Annotated in this window: 16 protein-coding genes; 4 read left to right on the forward strand and 12 right to left on the reverse strand. The window is 47.3% G+C overall.

What is annotated here, in order from left to right; translation table 11 throughout:
* Nucleotides 1–195: 195 nt before the first annotated feature.
* The 9 genes from C234_RS16900 to C234_RS0115165 form a co-directional block, all read right to left on the reverse strand.
* The gene (locus C234_RS16900) at nt 196–2,649 is read right to left on the reverse strand and encodes a BACON domain-containing protein (protein ID WP_051290289.1); all 2,454 of its coding nucleotides are present in this window, start codon (nt 2,647–2,649) and stop codon (nt 196–198) included.
* Between the two features lie 123 nt (nt 2,650–2,772).
* The gene (locus tag C234_RS18120) at nt 2,773–5,142 is read right to left on the reverse strand and encodes a fimbrial protein (protein ID WP_248596515.1); all 2,370 of its coding nucleotides are present in this window, start codon (nt 5,140–5,142) and stop codon (nt 2,773–2,775) included.
* Between the two features lie 48 nt (nt 5,143–5,190).
* Nucleotides 5,191–6,105 carry a FimB/Mfa2 family fimbrial subunit gene (locus tag C234_RS0115125; RefSeq protein ID WP_027326445.1) on the reverse strand — a complete coding sequence of 305 codons (915 nt, stop codon included), beginning with the start codon at nt 6,103–6,105 and terminating at the stop codon, nt 5,191–5,193.
* Nucleotides 6,106–6,465: 360 nt separating this feature from the next.
* Complete coding sequence (locus tag C234_RS0115130) at nt 6,466–7,626, reverse strand: hypothetical protein (RefSeq protein WP_027326446.1); 1,161 nt, start codon at nt 7,624–7,626, stop codon at nt 6,466–6,468.
* An 87-nt stretch (nt 7,627–7,713) separates the two neighbouring features.
* Entirely contained in the window at nt 7,714–9,450 is a 1,737-nt protein-coding gene (locus C234_RS18125; protein WP_248596516.1) for a hypothetical protein, read from the reverse strand.
* Nucleotides 9,451–9,508: 58 nt separating this feature from the next.
* Nucleotides 9,509–10,063 (reverse strand): DUF3575 domain-containing protein, encoded by a 555-nt coding sequence (locus C234_RS0115145; RefSeq protein WP_027326448.1) that lies wholly within the window; start codon nt 10,061–10,063, stop codon nt 9,509–9,511.
* A gap of 418 nt (nt 10,064–10,481) precedes the next feature.
* Entirely contained in the window at nt 10,482–11,426 is a 945-nt protein-coding gene (locus C234_RS0115155) for a tyrosine-type recombinase/integrase (RefSeq protein WP_027326449.1), read from the reverse strand.
* Nucleotides 11,427–11,603: 177 nt separating this feature from the next.
* Complete coding sequence (locus C234_RS18320; protein WP_027326450.1) at nt 11,604–11,822, reverse strand: phage integrase SAM-like domain-containing protein; 219 nt, start codon at nt 11,820–11,822, stop codon at nt 11,604–11,606.
* A gap of 183 nt (nt 11,823–12,005) precedes the next feature.
* Nucleotides 12,006–13,424 carry an ATP-dependent DNA helicase gene (locus C234_RS0115165; protein WP_027326451.1) on the reverse strand — a complete coding sequence of 473 codons (1,419 nt, stop codon included), beginning with the start codon at nt 13,422–13,424 and terminating at the stop codon, nt 12,006–12,008.
* A gap of 96 nt (nt 13,425–13,520) precedes the next feature.
* Here C234_RS0115165 and C234_RS0115170 point away from each other — a divergent pair, with 96 nt between their 5' ends.
* The 3 genes from C234_RS0115170 to C234_RS0115180 are packed head-to-tail and all read left to right on the forward strand — an operon-like array spanning nt 13,521 to nt 15,501.
* The gene (locus tag C234_RS0115170) at nt 13,521–14,207 is read left to right on the forward strand and encodes a hypothetical protein (protein WP_027326452.1); all 687 of its coding nucleotides are present in this window, start codon (nt 13,521–13,523) and stop codon (nt 14,205–14,207) included.
* Nucleotides 14,207–14,977 carry a DUF3822 family protein gene (locus C234_RS0115175; protein ID WP_027326453.1) on the forward strand — a complete coding sequence of 257 codons (771 nt, stop codon included), beginning with the start codon at nt 14,207–14,209 and terminating at the stop codon, nt 14,975–14,977. Before C234_RS0115170 ends, C234_RS0115175 begins: the two co-directional genes overlap by 1 nt.
* Nucleotides 14,968–15,501 carry an RsmD family RNA methyltransferase gene (locus tag C234_RS0115180; protein WP_027326454.1) on the forward strand — a complete coding sequence of 178 codons (534 nt, stop codon included), beginning with the start codon at nt 14,968–14,970 and terminating at the stop codon, nt 15,499–15,501. The genes C234_RS0115175 and C234_RS0115180 overlap by 10 nt, the downstream gene beginning before the upstream one ends.
* A 45-nt stretch (nt 15,502–15,546) precedes the next feature.
* Here the strand turns inward: C234_RS0115180 and cls are convergent, their stop codons facing one another.
* The 3 genes from cls to C234_RS0115195 form a co-directional block, all read right to left on the reverse strand.
* Complete coding sequence (gene cls, locus C234_RS0115185; RefSeq protein WP_027326455.1) at nt 15,547–16,986, reverse strand: cardiolipin synthase; 1,440 nt, start codon at nt 16,984–16,986, stop codon at nt 15,547–15,549.
* Between the two features lie 178 nt (nt 16,987–17,164).
* Nucleotides 17,165–20,095 carry a TonB-dependent receptor gene (locus C234_RS0115190; protein WP_027326456.1) on the reverse strand — a complete coding sequence of 977 codons (2,931 nt, stop codon included), beginning with the start codon at nt 20,093–20,095 and terminating at the stop codon, nt 17,165–17,167.
* A 444-nt stretch (nt 20,096–20,539) separates the two neighbouring features.
* Entirely contained in the window at nt 20,540–20,944 is a 405-nt protein-coding gene (locus tag C234_RS0115195; RefSeq protein WP_027326457.1) for a hypothetical protein, read from the reverse strand.
* Between the two features lie 124 nt (nt 20,945–21,068).
* Here C234_RS0115195 and aroB point away from each other — a divergent pair, with 124 nt between their 5' ends.
* Nucleotides 21,069–22,133, forward strand: coding sequence for a 3-dehydroquinate synthase (aroB, locus tag C234_RS0115200; protein ID WP_027326458.1), 1,065 nt, complete (start codon nt 21,069–21,071; stop codon nt 22,131–22,133).
* Nucleotides 22,134–22,895 lie beyond the last annotated feature (762 nt).

Below are 22,895 nucleotides of genomic sequence, written 5' to 3' on the forward strand. Positions count from 1 at the left end.
TTAACCAATCGCTCCGTCCGGCTTGGTTGGGAGCATGATGCCGCATCCCGTGCCTTGCCCAAAAACAGTGTCACCTGCACTACTGACTTTTATCTCATCATTATTATTTAAAGATCTCAATTTGCTGAGCGAAATGCCCATGCCTTCGTGCCGTTCCGCAGAACGGCGATTGCTGTTCTGCGGATTACGGCGACGCTATTCGTCATAGTTATGGAACGGGCGTACGCTGTAGCCTCTGTATTTATACTGAGGGGCCTCACCTATGGCGTGTCCATTCTCAAAAGCCATGTATCCGTTCCTCCAAGCCTGATAGGTGCTGGGCGGAGGAGGCGAAGATGTCCAGAAATTAAATGCGGTATTTAGCTGGCTAACCGATCCGGGTATAGTGCCCCCCGGAATACCTGAAGAAAGATTGCCGGAAAATGGAGATAAATCCCCTGAGCGCTCTATCGTATAGTTGAACACTCTGCCCGGGATCTGTTCTTGCGCTTGCCACCAAGCAAGGGTCAACTGGTTGATAGTCGGTATAGCGGCATCTCCGCCCAGATATACGACTCTTATATTTACGGCGCTTCCTGATGATCCACCGGGATAGTTAACACTTTTTAGCTCGTAGAAATAAGCGCAAACCATTGAGTTGTCCGGTGCGAGGGGATATTCGGCATTGGCTCCTTGCACTCCTTTTTGAAAACGAAGCACTGACATTTTCCATGGTGAAAGGAGCTTATATTCGCTTTTGTATGTATGCTTTTGCCCTCCGATGTTTATTTTCTCATGCCGTGGGCTTGTGTTTGGAGGAAGTGAAGCTGTGTTCCACGCAAAAAAACCATGCGGGGGCAGAATTCCTCCCCATTCTTCGGCCGAAGGCAGGTGGTATTTGTCTTTCAGCAAGGGGTCTTCGAAGAGTTTCAGCCCATTCGGGTTGTGGGTGGCATCCGTTGTTCCTGTGCATACATACCAGTTATAGTAGCCGCTTGCACCGAATTGGTTGTCATTGGCCCAACGCAACGGCCCGTCGGTTTGTGCGGCAGTGGCTCCGGTCCCCGGTATATAACCGTATGCAGAACCTCCTGCAAGGTTATATTCGCTCATATATTCGGGTGGCAGTTTGCCCACCTTTACTTTTATTTCCATTTCCGCTGCTCCGGCTTTGAGTTTGAAGCTTCCTCTGGCGTATAGTTTGTTCGTGGTTATGTTCAAGACAACAGTGCCGTCTGTCGTTGTTTGCGTATTCGACAGCGTACACCATGCCGGGACATCGGCTGTCGTCCACCCTCCCGTGTTTTCGGTGGTGATGGTAAGCGGGCGTCCCGTAGTGGCCGCAGAGAAAGGGATATACACTTCTCTCTTATCCACCGTCAGCCGCTTGTTGCCCGGCACTTTCACCTCCTCCTGTACTTCGTTCCATGGAACGATGCGGCATTTGATTTTACTTACTCCCTTAAAAGCTTCTTCCGCAGTAAGGGCTCCCCCAGTGCCGTCCCACTCCTCCGGTTCTATCACGTAATGATGTCCACGCAGCAAATCCATGAAGCCGGTCCCTGCCGGTTGAGCATAATCGCGGAAGTCGAAGCGATGCCAACCTGTCGCAGGGCCTCCGAGAAAGTGTACCACAAGGCAGGTGGCATCGAGTGCCGAACCTGTATTCGCCTTTGAATTGTCCGATTCAAACATGTAAAAAGAGACCTCACCGCCTGTTCCATCATAGGTCAAGGGAACATAGGAAGACAAAGTATGATGTGTTCCCTGCGCTTGCGTGGCACCCGCAGGGACGGTAGGTGTAGCTACGGAAAGGCTTGCCGGCCGAAAGTTATCAGGAGCCACACGCCCTTTGCTGCGGAAGTTGTATGCCTCGAAGTGCAGGCCGTTATACCATAGGTTAATTCCTGCAGGAGAATATAGCTGGGAGGTTTTCTCCCTATAAGTGAACTTCACTACCGAGCGTATCATTGTCACTTCTTTGGGAGCGCCGGAAGGAGAAAAGCCCTCGCCTACCACTTCGTTGAGAAGCTCGCCCCACATGGGCATGCCTTTTGCAAAGTCCGGCGTGCCGTCGGCCGTGGCGGGCAACAGCAGGCGGGCCATCACCGCCTCTTTCTGTTCGCCATAGGTGGCGTCCAGCGCATCCACCTGCGTGCGCACATTGGCAAGCACCACGAGCGTCTGTGCCTCCGGGCTGTCCACCAGCTTCACTTCTACCTTACCCTGCCCCGGACTCGTCTGGGTGTACGTTCCTATGGAGCGATAGAAGAATGTTCCTTCCTTTATGTTCGTTGGATCCAATGGGTTTACCTTGAACGAAAGTACGTCCACCGTTTGTATGTCGGTCTCGTTCACGGCACGCGTCATCGGGCCGCGCGAAGCAGGCATGGCGGCATCCATCGTGAGCGGAGCATCGGTTTCGGCATATACCGTGAGCGGAGCATCGGTGGCAAAACTGCCTGTACCCTTGAGCTGCGTCGGGGATGACCCGTCCGCCGATCCCTGCTGCTTGAAGACAAGTTGCAAGGTTGCCGTGTGCTCCGGCACGGGTGACGGGGCTTGCTCGCTGTCGGCGCAGGCAGACAGCAACACGCCTGTCGCGAGAAGAATTCTCGCCATCGGCGACAGGATAACGTTGAATGCTTTGTGATAGATAGATATTTCCATTATATATTCGTTTTTTTGCTTATTGTCTTTTTCTCGTGAGCGTTTCCGTTTTTTCTCTTATACTGCCTCTCACTGAACATCAATCGCCCGGAGATGATGGAATGGGGCAGTACACCACCCCGATTATTCATCGGAAAACGGACGGACGGTAATTCCTCCAGCGCAGATATTGTAATCCCAATCATATCTCATCCATGCCTCCCCTAACGCAAAGATTAGCTGCCAGCCTCCAGAGGTATAGTATGCCGTGGAAGACTGATAGGAAAATCTACTCCCGCAATTTCTAAGAATAGCACTACCTTGAACCTCACCGGCTAAAGGAAAGATGCGGGTAACGACATTGCCGGGAGTAGCGGCTTGGGCAGTCCACCAATTCTCATCACGGATGGTATTGATGTCTCCGGTAAAACTGTTGCCTAAATAAACGGCTTGCACCTTTATTTGCGAGGAAAGCGGGGGCCCTGTCGGGATCAATTCGTAGCGGTAAGCACAGAGCATCCTGTTGTCGGTGGCTTTAGGAAAAATTATCTCAGAAGAACCAGAATCATTCTGAGGGGCCCCTGTAGCCGGTTTGAAACGCAAAGCATATGTGACATTGCTCCCCGTGTTTGCATAATCGCTGGCAAATGTTTTTTTGATGCCACCGAACTCAATGGCTTCGTTGATGTCATTATGAATTATTGATGAATTTAATGATATTCCATAATCATAGATATAACAGAAAACACCTGCCCATTCCCATCTTGAAGGTAAGTGGTAGCCTTTGCCTGCTCCCGAAGTGAAGAAAGCATCACTGAACAAGTTCTTACCGGAGGGATTACCTTGCGAATTTCGTATGCCATTGCAAACGTACCAGTTGTAATAGCCGCTCTCGTTGTTTTTATGGCTCGTGGCCCAACGCACGTTAGAGTCGCTTTGAGCCGATGTGGAAGGGATTCCGGAAGGTTCGTCAGAGGAGGAAAACGCGGCACTGTATTGACTGCCGCCGGCAAGATTATGCATCGCCACGTAGTCTAAAGGCATTTTACCGATCTGCTCCACATTCACTTTCGTGTACAGCCGTCCGGCACGCACTTCGAGATACCCGTTCTTGAAACTCTTACCGTCGGTGATTGCTTGTACGGTGGCATTCATGTTCGCCGCGCTGGTGCTTACACTCGGCTGCAACCAGTCTCCTGTGGGAATTGTACCATCGTCGTTGAACGCCCGCACGCTGAAACCACCCGTAACATTGGTAAACACTTCCACCTTGTTGTCTGTACTTGCTGGGGTTTTCTTCCCTTTGAGCGTCATAGACGTGCGCGACACGGCAATATACTGCCCCACGTCGTTGAACGTCACATCCGTGAACGCTTCATCTACCATGACAGACGTCACCACGATGTTTGGGTTGGTATGGTTTTCCGGGCTTCTCAACGCATCTTCGATAGTTTGGAATCCCGGCCCTTTCACTTCCTTGATGGTGAAGATGTAGCGGTGGTTGCGCAGGATGGGCATAGACTTTCCCTTTTCATAAGGAGGCACTCCGCCACGCTTGATGCCGTCCCACGTATAATCCAATCGGTAGTAATAGATATTGCTTTGGTATGAGAGTTGCAGCACGATGCAGGGACGGTCGTAGCCGGAGGTGGTGAGGGTGGCAGAGGTGGCAGGCTGCTCGTTCAGGTAATAGGTGATGAGCGGGCTGCCGGTATTGCCCATTCCTCGAAGCGGATCGCCGCTATTGGCTTTTTGCAGCACGGCAGGCAGCGTGGGCTCCATATAGCCCGACTGTGCAGCGTCGGTATTGTATGTTCCGAGGTCTACCCAGACACATCCGTTGCCTACGGGGTTGACGAAGTAAACTTCTTCCGCTATTGTGCCGGCTCCCGAAGTTGCCGGATTGATGATGTCCACCCGCGCCAACATGCGGATAAGCGGTATCACCTGAGTAATGGTTTGCGGCACGCCCGCTTTTATCTCTATGCCTCCCGCCGGGGCATACTCGCCGTACATCGGGATGTAGCTGTCCGCCCCCGCTCCTCCTTTTTGCCCGAATCTGCCCGTAACTTCCACTTGTTTAAGGTCATCGTATGTGGATCCCACATTGATGTTGTTCAGTTCCGTTTCGGCATTGGCTACGAGAGCTATACGTTTGTATGTTCCTGCGGTGACGGATATGCTGAAGATTTTCGTATTCGGATCCGAAGTACCGCCAACAGGGAACGGGGTGTAGGAGATATTTTTTTTCACCTTGACCTTCTCCGTGCCACCTTCATCGGCGAACATCAGCACGGTAATCTTGTCTATTTTTTCCTCATGTACTCCACGGGTATTTGCTGCCCGAAAATCGGGAATGTGAAGGGTAAGCGTCACTTCGGCTGTTTCACCTTTGCCGGGCGTAGGGAGAGCAGGAAGAATGGGGTCGTCTTGCCGACACGAGAGTACGAGCGGCAAGAATAACAAGACCGACAGCAGATTGCGAAATGGTATGATGATTGAACTACTTGGCATAATATATTGTTTTTATGATTTGCGTTTCATGATTGACTGACGTGTTTTTCACACTCCCCCTGGTTTCACATTCTGGTTTTCCCAGTCCTTAATCGTTATCTTCGCGTGTCCGTTTGTAAATGTAATCTCGATGGGGATCACGATTTCGTTTTCATCCCCTATCTGTATGTTGTACTTTCTGATAAGGTCTGCTATCGAGATGGGCGGCACGATGTGGTTTCCCGCGTTGTCTTTGAGTTCTATCAGAGCGGGCGTGTCCGCTCCGAATCTCGGCACGTCTATCACGGCTACGGCCTCTTTCTTCGTCCCGTCGTATTCCACCGACGGAACATATGTCTTTCCCTGCTCCACCGGAAGCACTTTCCATTCTCCCGTATCATTATCCTTTACAGGGTGCAGGGCGGACGCCAACCCGTCCATTCTTATCTTGGGTTGCAAGCTTATCCCTTTCAGCAGCACGCTCATACGGATGGTCTTGGTGCTGAACTTAACCTCTGTTTCCATACCTGCATTGCGCTCGTTCACGCTCAGGCTCGCCGTTGCAAACAGCAGCCTGTCGAGTGTGGGAATCTCTTGCGAAGTTTGCGCCTGCGGATGCTCCACGAACAAATCGGCAATGGTTTTTCCTGTTTGGAATCCTCCGAGCTTGCTGTTTTCTGCCGATGCGTTCGCCCAGCAAACAACCGTGTATTCCCCTTGGGGAAGGTAAAGTTCCGTCCCCTGAAACTTCATGAGTTCGCTTTTGGGGATTGTCAGGGTCTGTTCTATGCTCCCGTCCGGACAGTAGACGCACAGTGTCACCTGCTCCACACGCTCCCCGAACAGGTCCTTGACGGCGCCTTGAGGAAAATAAGTGAATCGTAACCGGGTATCCAGCGGACATCCCTCCAAAGACTCCCTGATGCACCCTGTGGTCAAAAGCACAGGAAGCATTAGGAAGAAATAGATTTTAAACAATTTCATGCGTTGTGTATTTAATAGTGATACTGATGCGTTATGAGTCAGGATCAGGTTATATTATATATTGGTTCTATAAATTTTTAATTATTGCTAAGCTTTACGCTTCCCTTTTGCCGTGGAATAAGCCGTCCGCCACTTTATGGCTCCCGACGTCTTTATCCCAACAGGGATGACTGTTTAAAACGGGATGGAACCATGCTGCGGATTTTCCCAAACCTTGAAGAAGGCTTCGCCCATCCCGTTTTGTAAACAAACATTCTTAGTGAAAAAAAGCAGAGTGGGATTCACATCGGACTCTGCCGAAAAAACTTCTTAACTAATTAATATCTTTGAATTTATGATTTATTATAACTGATTTTTATTTTATAAATTAGGTTTAACTGCTACAACTTCCCAAGGTTTAACTGTAACTTTCAACCAAACTCCTACGGCATCGGTGTTAGGAACTGGAGTCAGATTGCTTTCATCGAATTTGAAATTGGCTTTACTGATGGTATAGATTTTACCTTTTTCCAATTTCACAATATCACCAGTTCCACTATCCTTGAAACCTCTTACAGTTAAGAACTGAGTTCCACTGATAGTTACACCACTGCCCGGGGTGGTAGTTATATTGCTCAACTTGAATACAAGCTGCAACTGAGCATTGGCTGTTGTGCCCTCGTTCTGGAAAGCATGATAAGCCCAACGTTTGCTTGAAGGACTCGGAGTCACTTCAAGGCCTACAGCCGATAAAGCAGGATCAAACTTATCGTAAAGTTTACCTGCGTCTACCGTAGCATATTCTGTACCGGGAGCATCTTGTTCATACTTCAACACGTCAGTTCCATATTGTATTTGGTTAATTGAGCTTCCGTCTCCCATCTTCAACTTTTCAAAGAAGTTGGTCAGGTAGATACCAGCCAAATCAAAGCCGCTTACAGCACCTTGAGCTTGCAAACCCTCAATCTCGATACGGGCCACAGAGGGAATCAATGTGACTTCGGCATATTTGTCTTGAGCCGACATGCCGACAATCGGAGCAGAGCCTGAACCGTCCCACTGATTGATAGTAGCAGCAAGATGTCCCAGCAGAATGTTATCCTTATCATTTTGTGTTTTAATATTAATCTCAAGGTTTTCAACCGCAGTGATCAAACCACCCGTAGGCAAGGATATAGTTGCGGGTACATTACCACGTACCAATACTCTGTCTGCTACTGCAGGCACATCAGTAATCTGAGCTCCCGTTGCAAGAGTTGAAATAGAAGGTGCGGTGGAATTTGTGACTTTTACATATTTCTGAATGTTTTTGGTAGCATCGTCATAAAAGTATATGTGCAAATTCGTGACCGGAGCGGTTGTACCAGTTGTAAGCTCATCTTCCGTGGCTCTCGTCTGCTGTTTTAAATCCAGTTTCATAAACACCGTTTTCTTTTCCCCTTTAGTTACATCAGGGACTTCATTTCCCTCGTTGCTGCACGCAGTGAACATCGCTCCCAGCGCACACATAGTCAATAAACTCTTGAATAGATTCTTTTTCATAATCATAAAAATTAAATTAATAAATAGAATAAATAGTTAGAAACTTTCTTATGTATTTTATATATTCTGTTATTTCTGTTATGGGGTTTATATTCCGTTTTCTCCCGAGGCTATCTTGTCGAGTTCCTCTTTCAATCCCACAAATTGCGGTATCAAATCCGAAAGTTCGGGGTCCATGTTTACTCTCAGCACCATGTCCGGGTCTCTTCGGCAAGCCTCCAGCAGGTGTTCTACGGCTTCGTACGCATTTTGAAGTCTCGCGCATACCACCGCATAGATGTACTCCCTCCTTGCGCTTTTGGGCAATTGGGCGAGCAGGTCCGCCGCTTCGCTGTGGTATCCCAGGCAGGTGAGGCACAAAGCCGTGTTGTAGTCAGGGTATTTTTCCAATATTTTCAATGCAGCCCTGTATTCGCGCTCCTGCAAAAGCCGTAGCCCTTCGGCGTATTCTTTACCTTCCGGGGTATAAGAAGGTTCGCTTTCCAAGCTGTCGGGAAGCGATGCTACGCCGGAGGATGCTACGGTGAAGCGTTCCAGAGCGGAACGGTCGAGCAGGTCGCTGAGTGAGGCGATCACAAACACAAGGGTGTCTGAGGGGGCAGGTGTCCAGGTGCTCATGTCGCTCGCTTCAACGATACTGCCCAAACGCAGTTGCAGTTTCTTCATCCCTTCGGTCACCGGCAGGGTAATTTCGTACGGATAGGTGTAATCTTTTCCCGGAATGCCGGTTTCGCGTACTGCCACCGAGTCTATATAAGGATATCTTATCATCCGCCTGCGTATTTCATCGCGGTTGCGGTCGTTCATCTCGTTGCGGGCAATCTCGTCGAAGAAGTACCGGTTGCGTGAGATTTCGGTGGAGTCTCCTGTGGTGAAAGCATAATTTTTTATGTCCGAAAGGCTTCTCCCGCTTATGTACAGATCGCGATACTTCCCCGGTACACGCGCGGCGGTAAGTTCCCTGTGCATCTTGTACATGGGCCAGAAATTCGCCTGCCTTTGATATTTGCGGTTGTAGGCATATCCCAATCCCACGGTGTCTTTTCCCGTGATGTATCTTTTCACCCTTTCTTCGATGCGTTTGCGATCCAGGCGGTGGCGAAGCTTCGTGCGGTTGGCCTCGGTGCGCATGTTGAAAAAGTTCTGCCTGTCGAGCGTCAACCTTTTCCACCTCTCGTATGCCAGCTGTCTGTCGCGTTCTTTGCCGTAAAGCCCATAGTACAAGTCTTGCCTTTTGCGGATGTCACGGGCGATACCTTTCTTATCGAGAAATATGCTGTCGTAGGCAGAAGGATCAATAATGCCTTTGAGGAACAAATCGTACGAATGATAGTCCCTCTCCTGCATGCGGGCGAACTCGCTACCCGACAATACAACCGGGGGGAGCGCCGTTTCCGTGCTGTCGTTCGTTCGGAGCAAAGGGGTGAGCGTAACCCTCCAGCAACTGTCGATAAGCACTCCGGGTACTTTGACATTGAACTCCAGCCTGACAGAGCCTTGCCGCATGGTGACCTGCTTGATGACCTTTCGGGAGGCTACGATGTCGACCCTCTCCAATTCTACGCTCCGCCATATGTCAGTGGCGCTGTCTTGCACGGTTGCAGTGTTTCCCTCAATGGTATCCGCTTTTTGCTCGAACTTCACTTTCTCCGACAGTATTCCCGTTTGTCCCGTTTCTTCTCTTGGCAGTTCAACGTTCGGTCGTCGCGCTTGCATAAACAAGCGCATGGTTTTGGGTTCTCTTAAAGACGAGCATGAGAACATCAGGCTTGTCCCCGCGCAAATTCCTGCAATGAACAATTTTTTATTTATGGCTTTCATCATACGTGATCTTTGTTTGAAAAAGTTATGGTATCGGTAGAAAAGTAAAAGCAGACAGAAACTAAAACAAGTACACCAGATTGACTGCCGTGCGTGTGGGCACGAGCCTTACCCCGTTGTCTTTGGCCACTCGTTTTCCACAGTGCACGCACCTGAAACGCTCCCAGTCGGCCCATACGATTCCCGCTCCGAGTTCGAACTCGATGTTCCATCTCCTCGACAGGGGGCGTACCCATCCGGCGGAAATGCCTCCGCCCCATGCGGTGCCTTCGTAACGGTAACGATGCCCGAATATCCCGCCTGCGTTGTATATTGAAAATACCCCGTGGATCCCGAAGAAGTATCCTCCGCCGTAGGATTCCCTCATCCAGTACCGGACTCCGGGTTCCACGGTGAAATTCTTCAGCTTTGCGTCGCTCCATAAATTGAAAGGGTTATACTGTACGGGCAGATGCGCCGTCCATCGTGTGGAGAATGCCATGGAGCCTTCCACGTTTAGGTTTCCGGTTGCCATTCCTACAAGATTGGTACGCACCGAATAAAATTGCGCCATGGAATGTTTAGGAAAAAATAGGCACAGTAGCAATGCCGGAAGTAAATAAAGTTTTTTGTTCATAAGGTTCAACATTTGGAGCAGGAAAAATTCCGCCCGTTACCTATTACTTATGTTTATGTATGCTAGGAAAAAATTCCATTACTTGGTAGGTAACGGAAATTGTTGGAAAAGCTTTTATGAGAAGTTCTTAAGTAGGTTTGCTCACAAAAAAGGATATAGTATTTCCGTTCTGCAACCTAAATGTGTTTTTCTGTACTCCATATTAAGGGATATGGACGGCTTTGTTATGCCCTTTCTTTTAGGGTTGTAGAAAGTCATACAATATATTTTTCATGTTTTTCTGGAAAAAAACAGAAAAAAGTTTAGGATTATCAAAGTAAATGTCTATCTTTGCCGCATCAAAATGGATTCCGTTACCTACCAAGTAACAATAGCTTTTAATCGTTTTTTCAAAATATCAGATTCTTTCTTATACGATTCAGGCTCTTATTTTTCGATCTCCCTGCATTATATATGAAATAATCCCCCGGTTCATGCTATTTATCTCTTCATCCCTGAATTCTTGGAAATATGTTTCCGTCACTTTAAGGGATGAATGTCCCATGGCATTGCAGATCAACGTTTTGTCGTAGTGGCAGAAGTTCGCGATGGTAGCCCAACTGTGGCGGGCGCAGTATGTGCTTAGATTCACTCCCAGTTCCAGATGCCGGGAAAGTTGTTTGAGCCTTTTGTTGAACGTTCTGAGGGCACTTTGATAGCGGTGGTATTCCATACCTTGGGCTGTGCCTGACAGGGAGAACAGCCGCTCGCTTCCGGCAGCCCCGCCGGCATGCTTGCCGATGATCTCCATGGCTTCGGGACCGGCCTCTATACGTAGAGAACGACCTGTCTTGTGGCGTCGGTACCGCAAGACATTTCCTTGGAGATTGTTTCTTTGTAGGAAAAACAAATCTACGAAACAAAGCCCTCTGAGCATGAAAAGCAATACAAACAGGGAACGTGCATCTTCCAGCTCCGGAGGCAATTCACGGTCCGGTTTCATAATTCGGCGCATCATTTCCACTGACAGGGCCCGGCTCTTTCCACGTTCTACTCCGGTATGCACCTTATTGAACAGGAATGGAATATAGGGAGCCATTCCTTTTTGTACGGCTCGGTTGTAGGTAGCCCGTAGCATGCGTATGTATGTGGATATGGTGTTGGAACCGGCTCCCCGACTCAAAAGATAATTTTGGAAGGCATTCAGCCAACAGGTGGTAACGTTTGTAAGAGGGATTTCTTTGCGCCCTCCTTCAAACTCGATGATGCGTCTCAACGTGCTCCGATACACATGTGCGGTGCCGTAGCGTCCTTCTGCATGCAAATAGGATATAAGTTCATGCATAAAACCAATCAAATCGTTTCTTCTCTGTTTCTTTTTCATTGTTTTTTAATGTTGATAATTATTGTTTTTTCTCTCTCTTTGTTTTACTTGTCATATTTGTTTTTGATAGGTTTTGGATGATGTATGAATAATTATATACAAATATAATATATTTTTGATTACATAATACCGTAGCAGTCAAGAGGATTGCTTTGGAAGAAGTGACGGTGGTAAGTTTTAAACAAGATAAGTTGAACCGTTCACCGTTATCAGTCTTCCATCAACGGCCGTTTTCTGAGAGAGAATGAGGTGCGGGGAATAAGCTGCAGCACCGCACCTGACACCGCGGTTGTAAACCGCACGAAGAAGCCGAAGGTAAGTGGAAACCGTATTGAAACTCAATCCCTGACTCAACAGATAACCTTCGAATAAAGAAACCCAACGGCATTTATACAAGAAAAAGGCAGGCGTTGCCCGCCTTCAAAACGGCGGATACACCGCAAAGTGCTTGAATATACGTGTGCAGTGCCATAACAGCCCTCCTCGTGCAAGCGACTGACAAGGGAAGACATAAAAACCAAAAGGTCCTCTTTTGATTGTTTGTTACTCATGTGGATAATATATTTAATACAACATTTGTCACAAGATCTGTTTCTCCGGATAATTCACCAGATACAATGTCTTTGTGGCACGTGTAAAAGCGGTATAAAGCCAGCGAAAATACTCCGGCGTCAGAAATTCATCAGTCATATATCCTTGATCCAGAAAGACGTTCTTCCACTGCCCGCCTTGCGCTTTATGGCAAGTAACGGCATACGCGTACTTCACCTGCAAGGCATTGTAGTACGGGTCTGCTTTCATCTTTTTCATCCGGTCGCGCTTCAACGGGATGTCCGCATAGTCTTCGAGTATGGTGTAGAACAAACGGTCGTTAGCCTCCTTCGGCAATGCCGGAGCATCGGAGTGAAGCGTATCCAACAGTAAGGTGGCGTCCAGTTCGGCGCCATTTTGGTCGGGAAAGGCAAGGGTAGCTTCTGCAAAACGGAAGCCATACATCTCGCGGGTTTTGCGAACACGGCGAACCACCGCAAGCTCTCCATTGGCAAGGAAGTCGAGTTCCTTATACTGCTCCGTCCAGTAATAATTATTCTTGGCAATCATCAATATATCTCCCGAGTTCAATTCGTCTTCGCGCCATAAGATCTGGGCACGTATCCCATTGTTGTATAAATTAGCCCGTTTGTTGGAACGGCAAACGACAATCGTTTCTTCCATCCCGTCGCGGTCGTAGCAGGCAGACAGCTCTTCTATCAAATCTGTTCCGGAAACGATTTTTACATCCAGAAAACCGGAAGCTTTTATCCGGGGCAACGAATGACAATCTTCTTTTACAATGAGGTGACGCAATTGAGTAGCATTCCATAAAATTCCGGAATCTTGTTCCTGACGCACTACCTGAGTCAGATCGGCTTCATGCACTTTCAAGCCGTATCCTTTCAGCGCATCGGCAAACAGGGCCGGACTCATTTCTTCGCCAACGGGAGGAAGCTGCGCCGTATCGCCCATCAACAAGAGACGGCAACCTTCGCCCGAATAGACAAACTGTATCAAATCATCCAACAATCTGCCGGTACCGAACATCGTGCCCGAAAGTCCTTCGTTGGAGATCATCGAAGCCTCATCGACAATAAAAAGCGTATGCGCAAATAAATTCTCATTGACGGAAAAATTATCCAACTCATTCGAGAAAGAACGCTGACGGTATATTTTCTTGTGAATGGTAAAAGCCGGATGCCCCGCATAGTTAGCAAAGACTTTGGCGGCACGTCCGGTAGGAGCCAGTAAGACTGTTTTCTGTTGCAACCGGTCTAATGTTTTAACCAACGCACCGATCAGCGAAGTTTTACCCGTCCCCGCATATCCTCGAAGTATGAAGACTTCTTCCCCCACCCTCGAAAGCAAGAAGTCCGAAAGCGATTTTACCGCTATTTCCTGTTCAAAAGTTGGTTGATAAGGGAAATTTTCCTTAATTTGCCTTTCTAAATAGTTATTTATCATTTTTGTTCGAGAAAAAAGTTCGGGGAACTGCCATATTTAAATTTATTTATTCTATTTTTGCGATGCGAATATAACAACTAAAAAACATAAATCATCATGAAAACAGTATTTAATATTGTACTTGTACTCTGTGTTGCCGCGTTGGGCTACATTTGCTATAACAGCATCACGGGACCTATCAATTTCGAAAAATCCAAGAAAGAGAGAGAAAAAGCTGTTATTGCCCGATTGATCGACATTCGCAAAGCTCAACAAGAGTACCGCATGCTTAATCACGGACAATATACGGATAAATTCGACACCCTCATCGATTTCGTTAAAAACCAGAAGCTTCCTTTCGTTATGAAAATCGGTCAATTGACAGACAAACAATTGGAAGACGGCTTGACTGAAAAGAAAGCGATGGCTATCATCAACCGCGCTAAAAAGACAGGCAAATATGATGAAGTAAAAAAATGGGGACTTGAGAACTTCAAACGCGATACAATGTGGGTAGCTGTGATGGACACGCTGTATCCCAAAGGATTCAATGCCGACTCCATGAGATTTATTCCTTTCTCAAACGGTGAGCAGTTCCAGATGGCAACCAAAAACGATACGGCAAAATCGGGTGCTCCGGTATTCATGTACGAAGTGAAAGCTCCATACGATGCTTATTTGCAAGGACTTGACAAACAAGAAATTATCAATCTGAAAGATGTTCAGGAGAAATTAGGAAGATACAGCGGATTAATGATCGGTTCTATCGAAACTCCGAACAACGGTGCAGGGAACTGGGAATAATGATCGATCTCACGAAATCCAAACAATATACTTTATCCATCCGTCTCGGTACGGATGGATTTTCTTTTTCTATCTACAATCCGATTTCCGACAACTCGCTATCGCTTATAGAGAAGGAGGCGGACGACTCACTATCTCTTACAGCCAACCTGCGGAGGGTTTTTCAAGAATCGGATTTTCTGAACTGTGCCTATAAGCGGGTAAACGTGATGATGACCGACAAGCGGTTTACAACAGTTCCGTTCGAACTGTTCGAAGACGAGCAGGCAGAACTCTTGTTTTATCACAACCACCGGAAAAAAGAACATGAAAAGATTATCTACAACATATTGAAAAGAGAAAATGCGGTAGTTATCTTCAGCATGGACAAGAGTGCCCATGCTTTTATAGAAAAGCAGTATCCCGATGCCCGATTCTATTCTCATTCCACCCCTCTTATCGAATATTTTACGGTGAAAAGCCGATTGGGAAACAGCAGGAAGATGTATGCTTCGTTTCGTAAAGGGGCTATCGACCTCTTTTGCTTCGAACGCGGACATTTGCTTTTGGCAAACTCTTTCAAATGTACAAACTTTGAAGATTGTATTTACTACCTGCTGTATGTATGGAAACAGATGGAATTCGACCAGCAGCGGGACGAACTGCACTTAACAGGAGCCATGCCCGAAAAGGAACGGTTGTTAGGAGAGCTGAAGAAATTCATCTTACAGGTGTTTGTTATGAACCCATCCACTAATATTGACATGAAAGCTTTATTGACATGCGAGTAATCAGCGGAATCTATAAACGAAGAAGATTTGAAGTGCCACGCACATTCAAAGCGCGCCCCACCACAGATTTTGCCAAAGAGAATCTGTTCAACGTGCTCAATAAGTACATCGATTTTGAAGAAGGGATAACGGCCCTCGACTTGTTTGCCGGAACCGGGAGTATCAGTATCGAGCTTGTATCGCGAGGTTGCGACCGCGTAATCAGCATCGAAAAAGATCCCGCCCACCATTCGTTCATCTGCAAAATCATGAAAGAGGTGGACACAGACAAATGCCTGCCGATTCGCGGAGATGCATTCCGGTTCATCAACAACAGCCGCGAACAATTCGACTTTATCTTTGCCGATCCTCCTTATGACCTGAAGGAGCTGCATTCCATCCCCGACTTGATTTTCAAGAACGATTTACTCAAAGAAGAGGGATTGCTTGTGTTGGAGCATGGCAAACAAGACAGTTTCGAGTCTCACCCGCACTTTATAGAAAGAAGAGTCTACGGAAGCGTCAATTTCTCTTTTTTCAAATAAGCGCATAAGAGGACGGATGCTGCTCCTATCTATGCGAAAACAGAGTTAAAGTAGCGGAGCCAACAAGCGGACAATAGACTCCGCCGCCTTTTGCTTCCACGACCGACGTTCCCAATTCTTCAAAAAGACTTGCGTGCACTCACGCTGATCTTCCAGGAAGATTTCTTTCATCTCAAGAGCAGTCTCCACACCGTATATGAAAGCATTCACCTCAAAATTGTGCTCGAAGCTGCGAAAATCTACATTGGTCGAACCGACGGTAGAGAGCATATCATCGGAAACCATAAGTTTAGAATGCAAAAATCCTTTTTTATAGAAATAAACCTTCACCCCCGCCTGCAACACATCTGCCAAATAAGATTGCGAACCTAAATGAGTAATCCGATTGTCGGCGTATTCGGGCAGCATCAAACGCACATCCACCCCGGACAAAGCAGCCGTCTGCATGGCAGCGAGCACTTGTTCCGTAGGGAGAAAATACGGTGTCTGCATATAGAAATACTCTTTGGCTTCCGAAATGGCTTTCGTCAACCCTTGCATGATCTCTTTCCAAGGCCCTACAGGCTCACCGGTGACAATCTGCGCCAAAGAATCTCCGCACGACTCTATTTTGGGGAAATAGCGGGAGGAAGTGATTAAAGTGCGGTCGATAAAGTACCAGTCGAGCAAAAAGGCTGTCTGGATGCCGTGCACCGCCTTTCCTTCGATCAGAATATGCGTGTCGCGCCAAACGCCCCAAGAGAGACCGCGCAAGTAACGCTCCGCCAGATTCATACCGCCCACAAAACCTACCTTTCCGTCTACAACTACCATCTTTCGATGATTTCGGTAATTTATCCTGCTGGTAAACAAAGGGAAGCGAACTTTCAGGAAACTGCGGACTTCGATACCGGCATCGCGCATCTCTTCAAAAAAGCGATTCGGCACATGCCAGCATCCCACATCGTCGTAAATTACCCTGACCTCCACACCCTGCGACGCTTTTTCTATCAAAACATCTTTCACCAACCGTCCGATGGCATCATCTTCGAATATATAAAACTCAAGATGGATATGATGCTGCGCCTTTTGAATTTCCCGGAGCAGCGACTGTAGCATGGAATACCCGTTTGTATAAACAGCCACCCGGTTTCCGTCGAAAGGAAAAGCCTGAGTGGTCTGGTAGAAAAGGCGGATAAGACGGTCGTAATTCGGAGGAAGATCGTAAGAATCCTGAGCATGATATTCTGCCATCGGCTTCTTCAAAAGGCGATCGTAGCTCTTCCGGCTGATGATGCGTTCTTTACGCTGACTCCGGCCAAAGAAGAAATAAAGAACAAGCCCGACCAACGGAAGAAACAACAGCACAAGTATCCATGCCATCGTCTTTACCGGATTACGGTTATCGAGAACAATGACAAAGATTGTACCCACAATGGCTCCGATGTAAATCAGATGAAAGGCCACCGTCGCTATCTGGCTGACTATGTAATTCCAATCTACCATGGGCTCTGCTTTATGTCAATTTAGAATCCGAAACAACAAATATAAATTAAATAATCTAATAAAGCTAAAGCGGAGGTAGAAAAAGAGAAATATTCGCCGCCTCATCTGAAAAACGAAAGACAATGAGGCGGAAGAGCAAAGCGGCGATTTGAAACGACAGCAGAATAGACAGACTTACTTAGAAACGCCCTCGTCCTCTGCCTCCGAAGCCATCGCGGTGCGGACCTTCGGGCCGATGGAATCCGCCCCCTTGGCGCATGTGAGAACGCGCTTCTTTATTGCCGAAGATGTTAAGGCGGTAAGTAAACCGGAGCATGCAATAGCTGTTAATGCCGTTGAACTCGGAAACCGAACGTATGTCGGACGTCAGCGAACGGCTGACATTGGTCTGCTGCTTCAGAATATCGTAAATCTCGAAACTGACAGTAGCGGCATTTCCTTTCAGAAAGTTCTGCGCAATCTGGGCATTCCAGACAAGTTCATTCCGGTTCATACTTGTATCCCGGTAGCCACGGCGGGCATTGTTGGTAATATTAGTAGACAAAGACATTTGCCAAGGCAGGGAGATGTTGGTGCTCACTCCATAGCCATAGGTGTAAGGCTCCTGATTGTTTTCCGGACGCAGTTTGTTACGCTCGAAAGTGTACCTGATCGACCCGTTCACCGAAACCTCGAACCAGTCATTACGGAAAGTACCGTTCAGATGTTCTCCCAGCAAGAGCGAAGTGCTACGTGTCTTGTCATTCAGCTTCGTCTCATCGTTATAGAGATAAGATATGAGATTGCTGTAACTGGTACGTGAAAACGAATTGACGGTAAACCGCTTGTCTTTTAAAGCCGTATTAAAGCCGAACATGGCAAAAGCGCTCCAATTGCCATTGATGTTTTCCGGCCGGGTGATCAACCCTCCGTTATCGTAATTGTAACGTGTGACATTGCCTATACTATTCTGAGTGAGCGTAAAATTCGCATGCGCCATAATTCCCCGTTGAAGTTCGGCATTATAGGTATTGTAAAATGCCCGCATGTTGTGCGAGAAAGAAGGTTTCAACCCCGGATTACCCATGCGGATATTCAGCGGGTTGGAATTGTCGGTGATAGGCAACAGGCTTTCCATACCAGGCTGACTGCTTCGTCCGCGATAGGTCACGCGCAATTGGCTGACTTTGGAAAAGCGGTAACGAAAATCGATATTCGGAGAAAAATTGAATACGGTGCGAACGGTATCGGTCTGATAATCGCCTTTCTTATAAGAAAGAGTAGACCGCTGAGGCTGCAAAGACACACCCGCGCTCAACTGGTAGTTCGCACGGATAAACCGTATACCTGCCGTGACATCATGATTATAGTAATGATATTCGGCATTCTTTCCAAGACTGTCGACTTCATACGCAGGGTATCCCGACGGTAAAGGTTGTCCGATCTTCCAATCCAATGGCAGCAAATCATAAGTGCTTTTATCGCTCTTGCTGTATCTGTATCTGAAAGCATAACTCAATTGCAGAAATGTTGCGCGCGCAATAGGCTCGCTGTATGTGACCTGAGCCGTATAATTATAATTGGTGGCAGGCATCCTGATGTATTGGGCGCGATACAGAAGAGAGTCTTCGTCCGAATGACCGGGAACCTGACTTTTCAGTCCGTAATAACGAGTGAGCGACTGCGTATACGAATCGTTGTCATTGTCACCGTAGCCCACCGTTCCCCTCAATGTCACGTTACGTCCTCTCGAATTCAATCTTCTGTTCAGTTGCAACGTAGCGTTCCCCGACAAGCTCTTGTTCTCTGAAAGCGATCCGCTGTTCGAAGCATTGACACGAATATCTTTCAGCGGATCGTCTGCCGAATTGCCTTCAAGCCATTCGAGGCTCAGGTAATCATTCGGATTGGGCGTGTATTCCAGCGGATCTTTCTTGAAAGTGCCTGATGCCGAAACCGACGAAGCATCCGATTTTCCATACGAAAGGTTGGGACGGAAGATAATGTTGGTCAGCGTATCGGGCTTCCATTCCAATCGGAAGTCGGCATTGAAATCCGTATTTTTCCTCCTGTTCCTACTGTCGGAGTTGGCAAACGAGTTCCCTTTCTTCAGGAAGCGTTCGGACGAACTGACGGAAGACGCGTCACGGTCGGTATAATTATAGCGCACGCTGCCTCCCAACTCCAATTTGTCGGTTTGAGTAGCGAAATTCATACCGATCATCTTGGTTGCGGTCAGGCCGTTATTGTTTCGGAAAGACGGACGTCCGCCACCCGAAAAGCCTTGATCGTTCACATTATTTGCAGACCCGACCAAAGAGAACTGGCTGTTTTCCACAAACCGGTTCAACATCACATTGCTCGAATAGCGGTCTTTCGTTCCGGCAGCGACATCGGCATTTCCGAACCATCCTTGATTCATCCCTTTCTTCACTTTCAAATCGAGCACTGTCTCCTCCTCTCCGTCATCGATGCCCGTAATGCGCGCCAAGTCTGATTTCTTGTCATACGTCTTCAGCTTATCCACCATATCGACCGGCAGATTCTTCAGCCCCGTCTTCACGTCTCCGCCGAAGAACTCCTTTCCGTCCACCATAATCTTCTTAATCTCCTTCCCGTTAATTTTCACATTCCCCGATTCGTCGATCTCGGCTCCGGGAAGTTTCTTTACCAGCTCTTCGAGCATGGCGCCTTCGGGAGTGCGATAAGCGGCGGAGTTGAACTCAAGCGTATCTTCTCTTACCGTGACCTGCGGAGCTTCCGCAACGACAACCGCCTCAGCCAGCATCACCTCGTCGGGCTCCAACGAAACAGTACCAATCTTTTTATCGGGCACATCGGCAGAGAGCTGCAACGAGAGTGTTTTTGTACGGAAACCGATGGAAGAAACCACTAAAAGATACTTTCCGGCTTTCACCTTCGGAAGCGTAAACCCACCTTTGTTTCCGGTGGCTATTCCGGCAACATACGAACTGTCGGGAAGCGCTAACAGGCGGACAGTCGCCTGCGTAACCGGTTCTTTCGATTCCGTTTCAACGACACGTCCCGAAACGGCGATTGTTTTATCTTGTGCAAGAGCAAAGGAGGTGCATATGAATGTAAGCACCAGCCAAACTGAAATTTTTCTCATCAACCTTATTACGTTTTATAATCACTAAAAAACCTGTTCGGGTCCCATTCGTCTATCCGCCTTTTTCTCAGACCAGCAGTCGTGTCTCTCATAGACCTTATCCGACGGATGAGGCACTTCGATCCCTTTTCTCAGACCACCAGTAGTTTCTCTTCTCCTTCATTCCATTTTTACATATAGTCCCGTAAGACCTCAAAGTAAACAAGACGAAACTCAGGAAGCGGTCACTCCGAATTGTCGGAGAGAAAGCTATTCTGCTTTTTTATCACACACCGGCTTATGCTCCGTGTCGGATAAATTGCTATCTTCCTCATCGCACAAGTGAAATTACCGCAAGATCGTTTCAAAGCAAAGAACGGAAAGATGGAAACAGTTATTCAAACAGGCTCCAACAACGATTATTTGACGGACGGATTCAGGAAAGGTTTAATGAGCAGGCGAAATTTATTTTTTAAAAAGGCGGTCTACCACTGCTTTCTTCAAACCGAATTCCAAGCAAAGCACGTTTATAATCAGAAAAGTAAGAAAAGAAGAAGTGTCGACGTTAATCACATCGCCTTTCAGCACGCGCCAAAGCATACCTCCGAAGACAAAGAGGAAAGTGAAAAAGATAGCGTTGCGAACGGCAGTATTGCGGATCTGCTCCGTTTCACGGTTTTCATGCTTATTCAGCGCAAAAATAATGAACAGGCATCCTGCCATCATCAGCAACTTGGTGCATTCTTTATAGAACAAGAGGTTTCGATCGGTCACAAGCCCCTGCATATAAAGTACCGGGATGATGAATAAGGCAATCAGCAGAATGATATATCCCAACGGACGGCAGAAGACAGGTAATAAAGCTTTCATAATCGGATGTTTTCGGATGTTTTTAATAAGGCAAAAGTAAGTAAAAAAAGAGACTTATATTCATTTGCTTCGGAAAATCTGAAAATTATCATGTACATTTGCAGGTAGAAAAAGTCAAAAAAACATGGATAAACAAGAAGTTATTCTCTGCGGGAATCTCGAAAAAGACCTCGCTAGCGCTATCGCAAAGTGCCCTCACGACAAACTATTCATCCTGACAGACGAGCACACCCGGCAACTCTGCCTCCCTGTTCTACATAAACTTTCTTCTCTGAAAGGAGCCGTAAATATCTGCATCGGAGCCGAAGACATCCATAAAAACATCGACACATTGGCTTCCGTATGGATGGTGCTGAGCACGAACGGGGCGACACGGCGCTCTCTGCTCATCAATCTCGGCGGAGGAATGGTGACCGACTTGGGAGGTTTTGCTGCGGCAACGTTCAAGCGTGGAATTTCTTATATCAACATTCCCACAACGCTGCTATCCATGGTAGATGCATCTGTGGGAGGCAAGACCGGCATCAACTTCAACGGACTGAAGAACGAGATAGGCGCTTTTGCTCCGGCAAGCAGCGTGCTGATAGAGACCGGATTTCTACGCAGTCTGGACACAGCAAACTTCCTGTCCGGATATGCGGAGATGTTGAAGCATGGTCTAATCAGCGACGAGGTACATTGGAGCGAACTGCTTTCTTTCGACATTTCCGCCATTGACTACGGCGTGCTCGGGAAGTTAGTGGGTCAATCGGTGCACATCAAAGAAAAGGTGGTAGAGCAAGACCCTCACGAGCACGGCATCCGAAAGGCCTTGAATCTGGGACATACGGCAGGACACGCGTTCGAAAGCTTGGCGCTTGCCGAAAACCGCCCGGTATTGCACGGATACGCCGTAGCATGGGGACTGGTTTGCGAACTTTATCTCTCGCATATCGTCTGCGGATTCCCCAAAGACAAAATGCGGCAAATGATACAATTCATAAAAGACAACTACGGAATCTTTTTCTTCACTTGCAAACAATACGAAACCTTATACGCATTGATGACGCACGATAAGAAAAACAGTTCGACAGCGCATGTCAACTTCACCTTATTGGGAGAGATCGGCGACATACGCATCAACCAAACAACTTCCAAAAAAATGATTTTCGAAATGCTCGACTTCTATCGCGAGTGTATGGGAATTTAAACTTGCCTTCAAGAGCCGGCAGCAAAGCCGGTTATCGCTTTCTATCGCGAGTGTAGAGGGATTTAAGTCCCTCTTATATTGACGAAGGAAACCCATCGCGTAGCAAAGAACATCGTTGTATATTTAACCCGTCCGATATACATATATAGTCAGCTTGGTAGCCATATATGGCTACCGCGGTAGGCATATATGGTCAGCAGGGGTAAGTATATATGGCCACCACGGTAGGTATATATGGTCACTTCAACAGGTATATACAACCGATACGATGAGGCCGTATTGCTCAATGAAGCAATGAAGTAATGGAGCAATAATTGCACTCGCCCGCTCCTTCCCGAAGCGCTATCATCACCGTTGCCCAATAGAGAAACAAGGTATTTACTCCGTATTCCGTCATCCGGAATAAGCCACGCCGTATTTTCCGATGCTATCTCAGCAAATGTTGCGATGTTATTCTACCAATTTCCGAAACTGCCTAAATAACTTATTATATGTACGCAACACCATAATAACGCAAGTTCGGGATAAGACATACCCTTGCAAAAACAAATCGGCAGTTTGATAAGGCTGCCGATTCTTTGGGTAATATTTATGATAATTAGTATCTTAGAACATTAGTGGACACTAATGAAATTATAACTATTTCTATAGGTAAATCATTCCTATCAAATATAGAGAAAATGTCTTCCCACTTGCCAATTGTTGCCAAATGACAGAGAGAACACTTGCTTGCATCCAGATAAGAGACATAGACATACTTGG

The sequence above is a fragment of the Bacteroides pyogenes DSM 20611 = JCM 6294 genome (assembly GCF_000428105.1).
GTDB lineage: Bacteria > Bacteroidota > Bacteroidia > Bacteroidales > Bacteroidaceae > Bacteroides > Bacteroides pyogenes.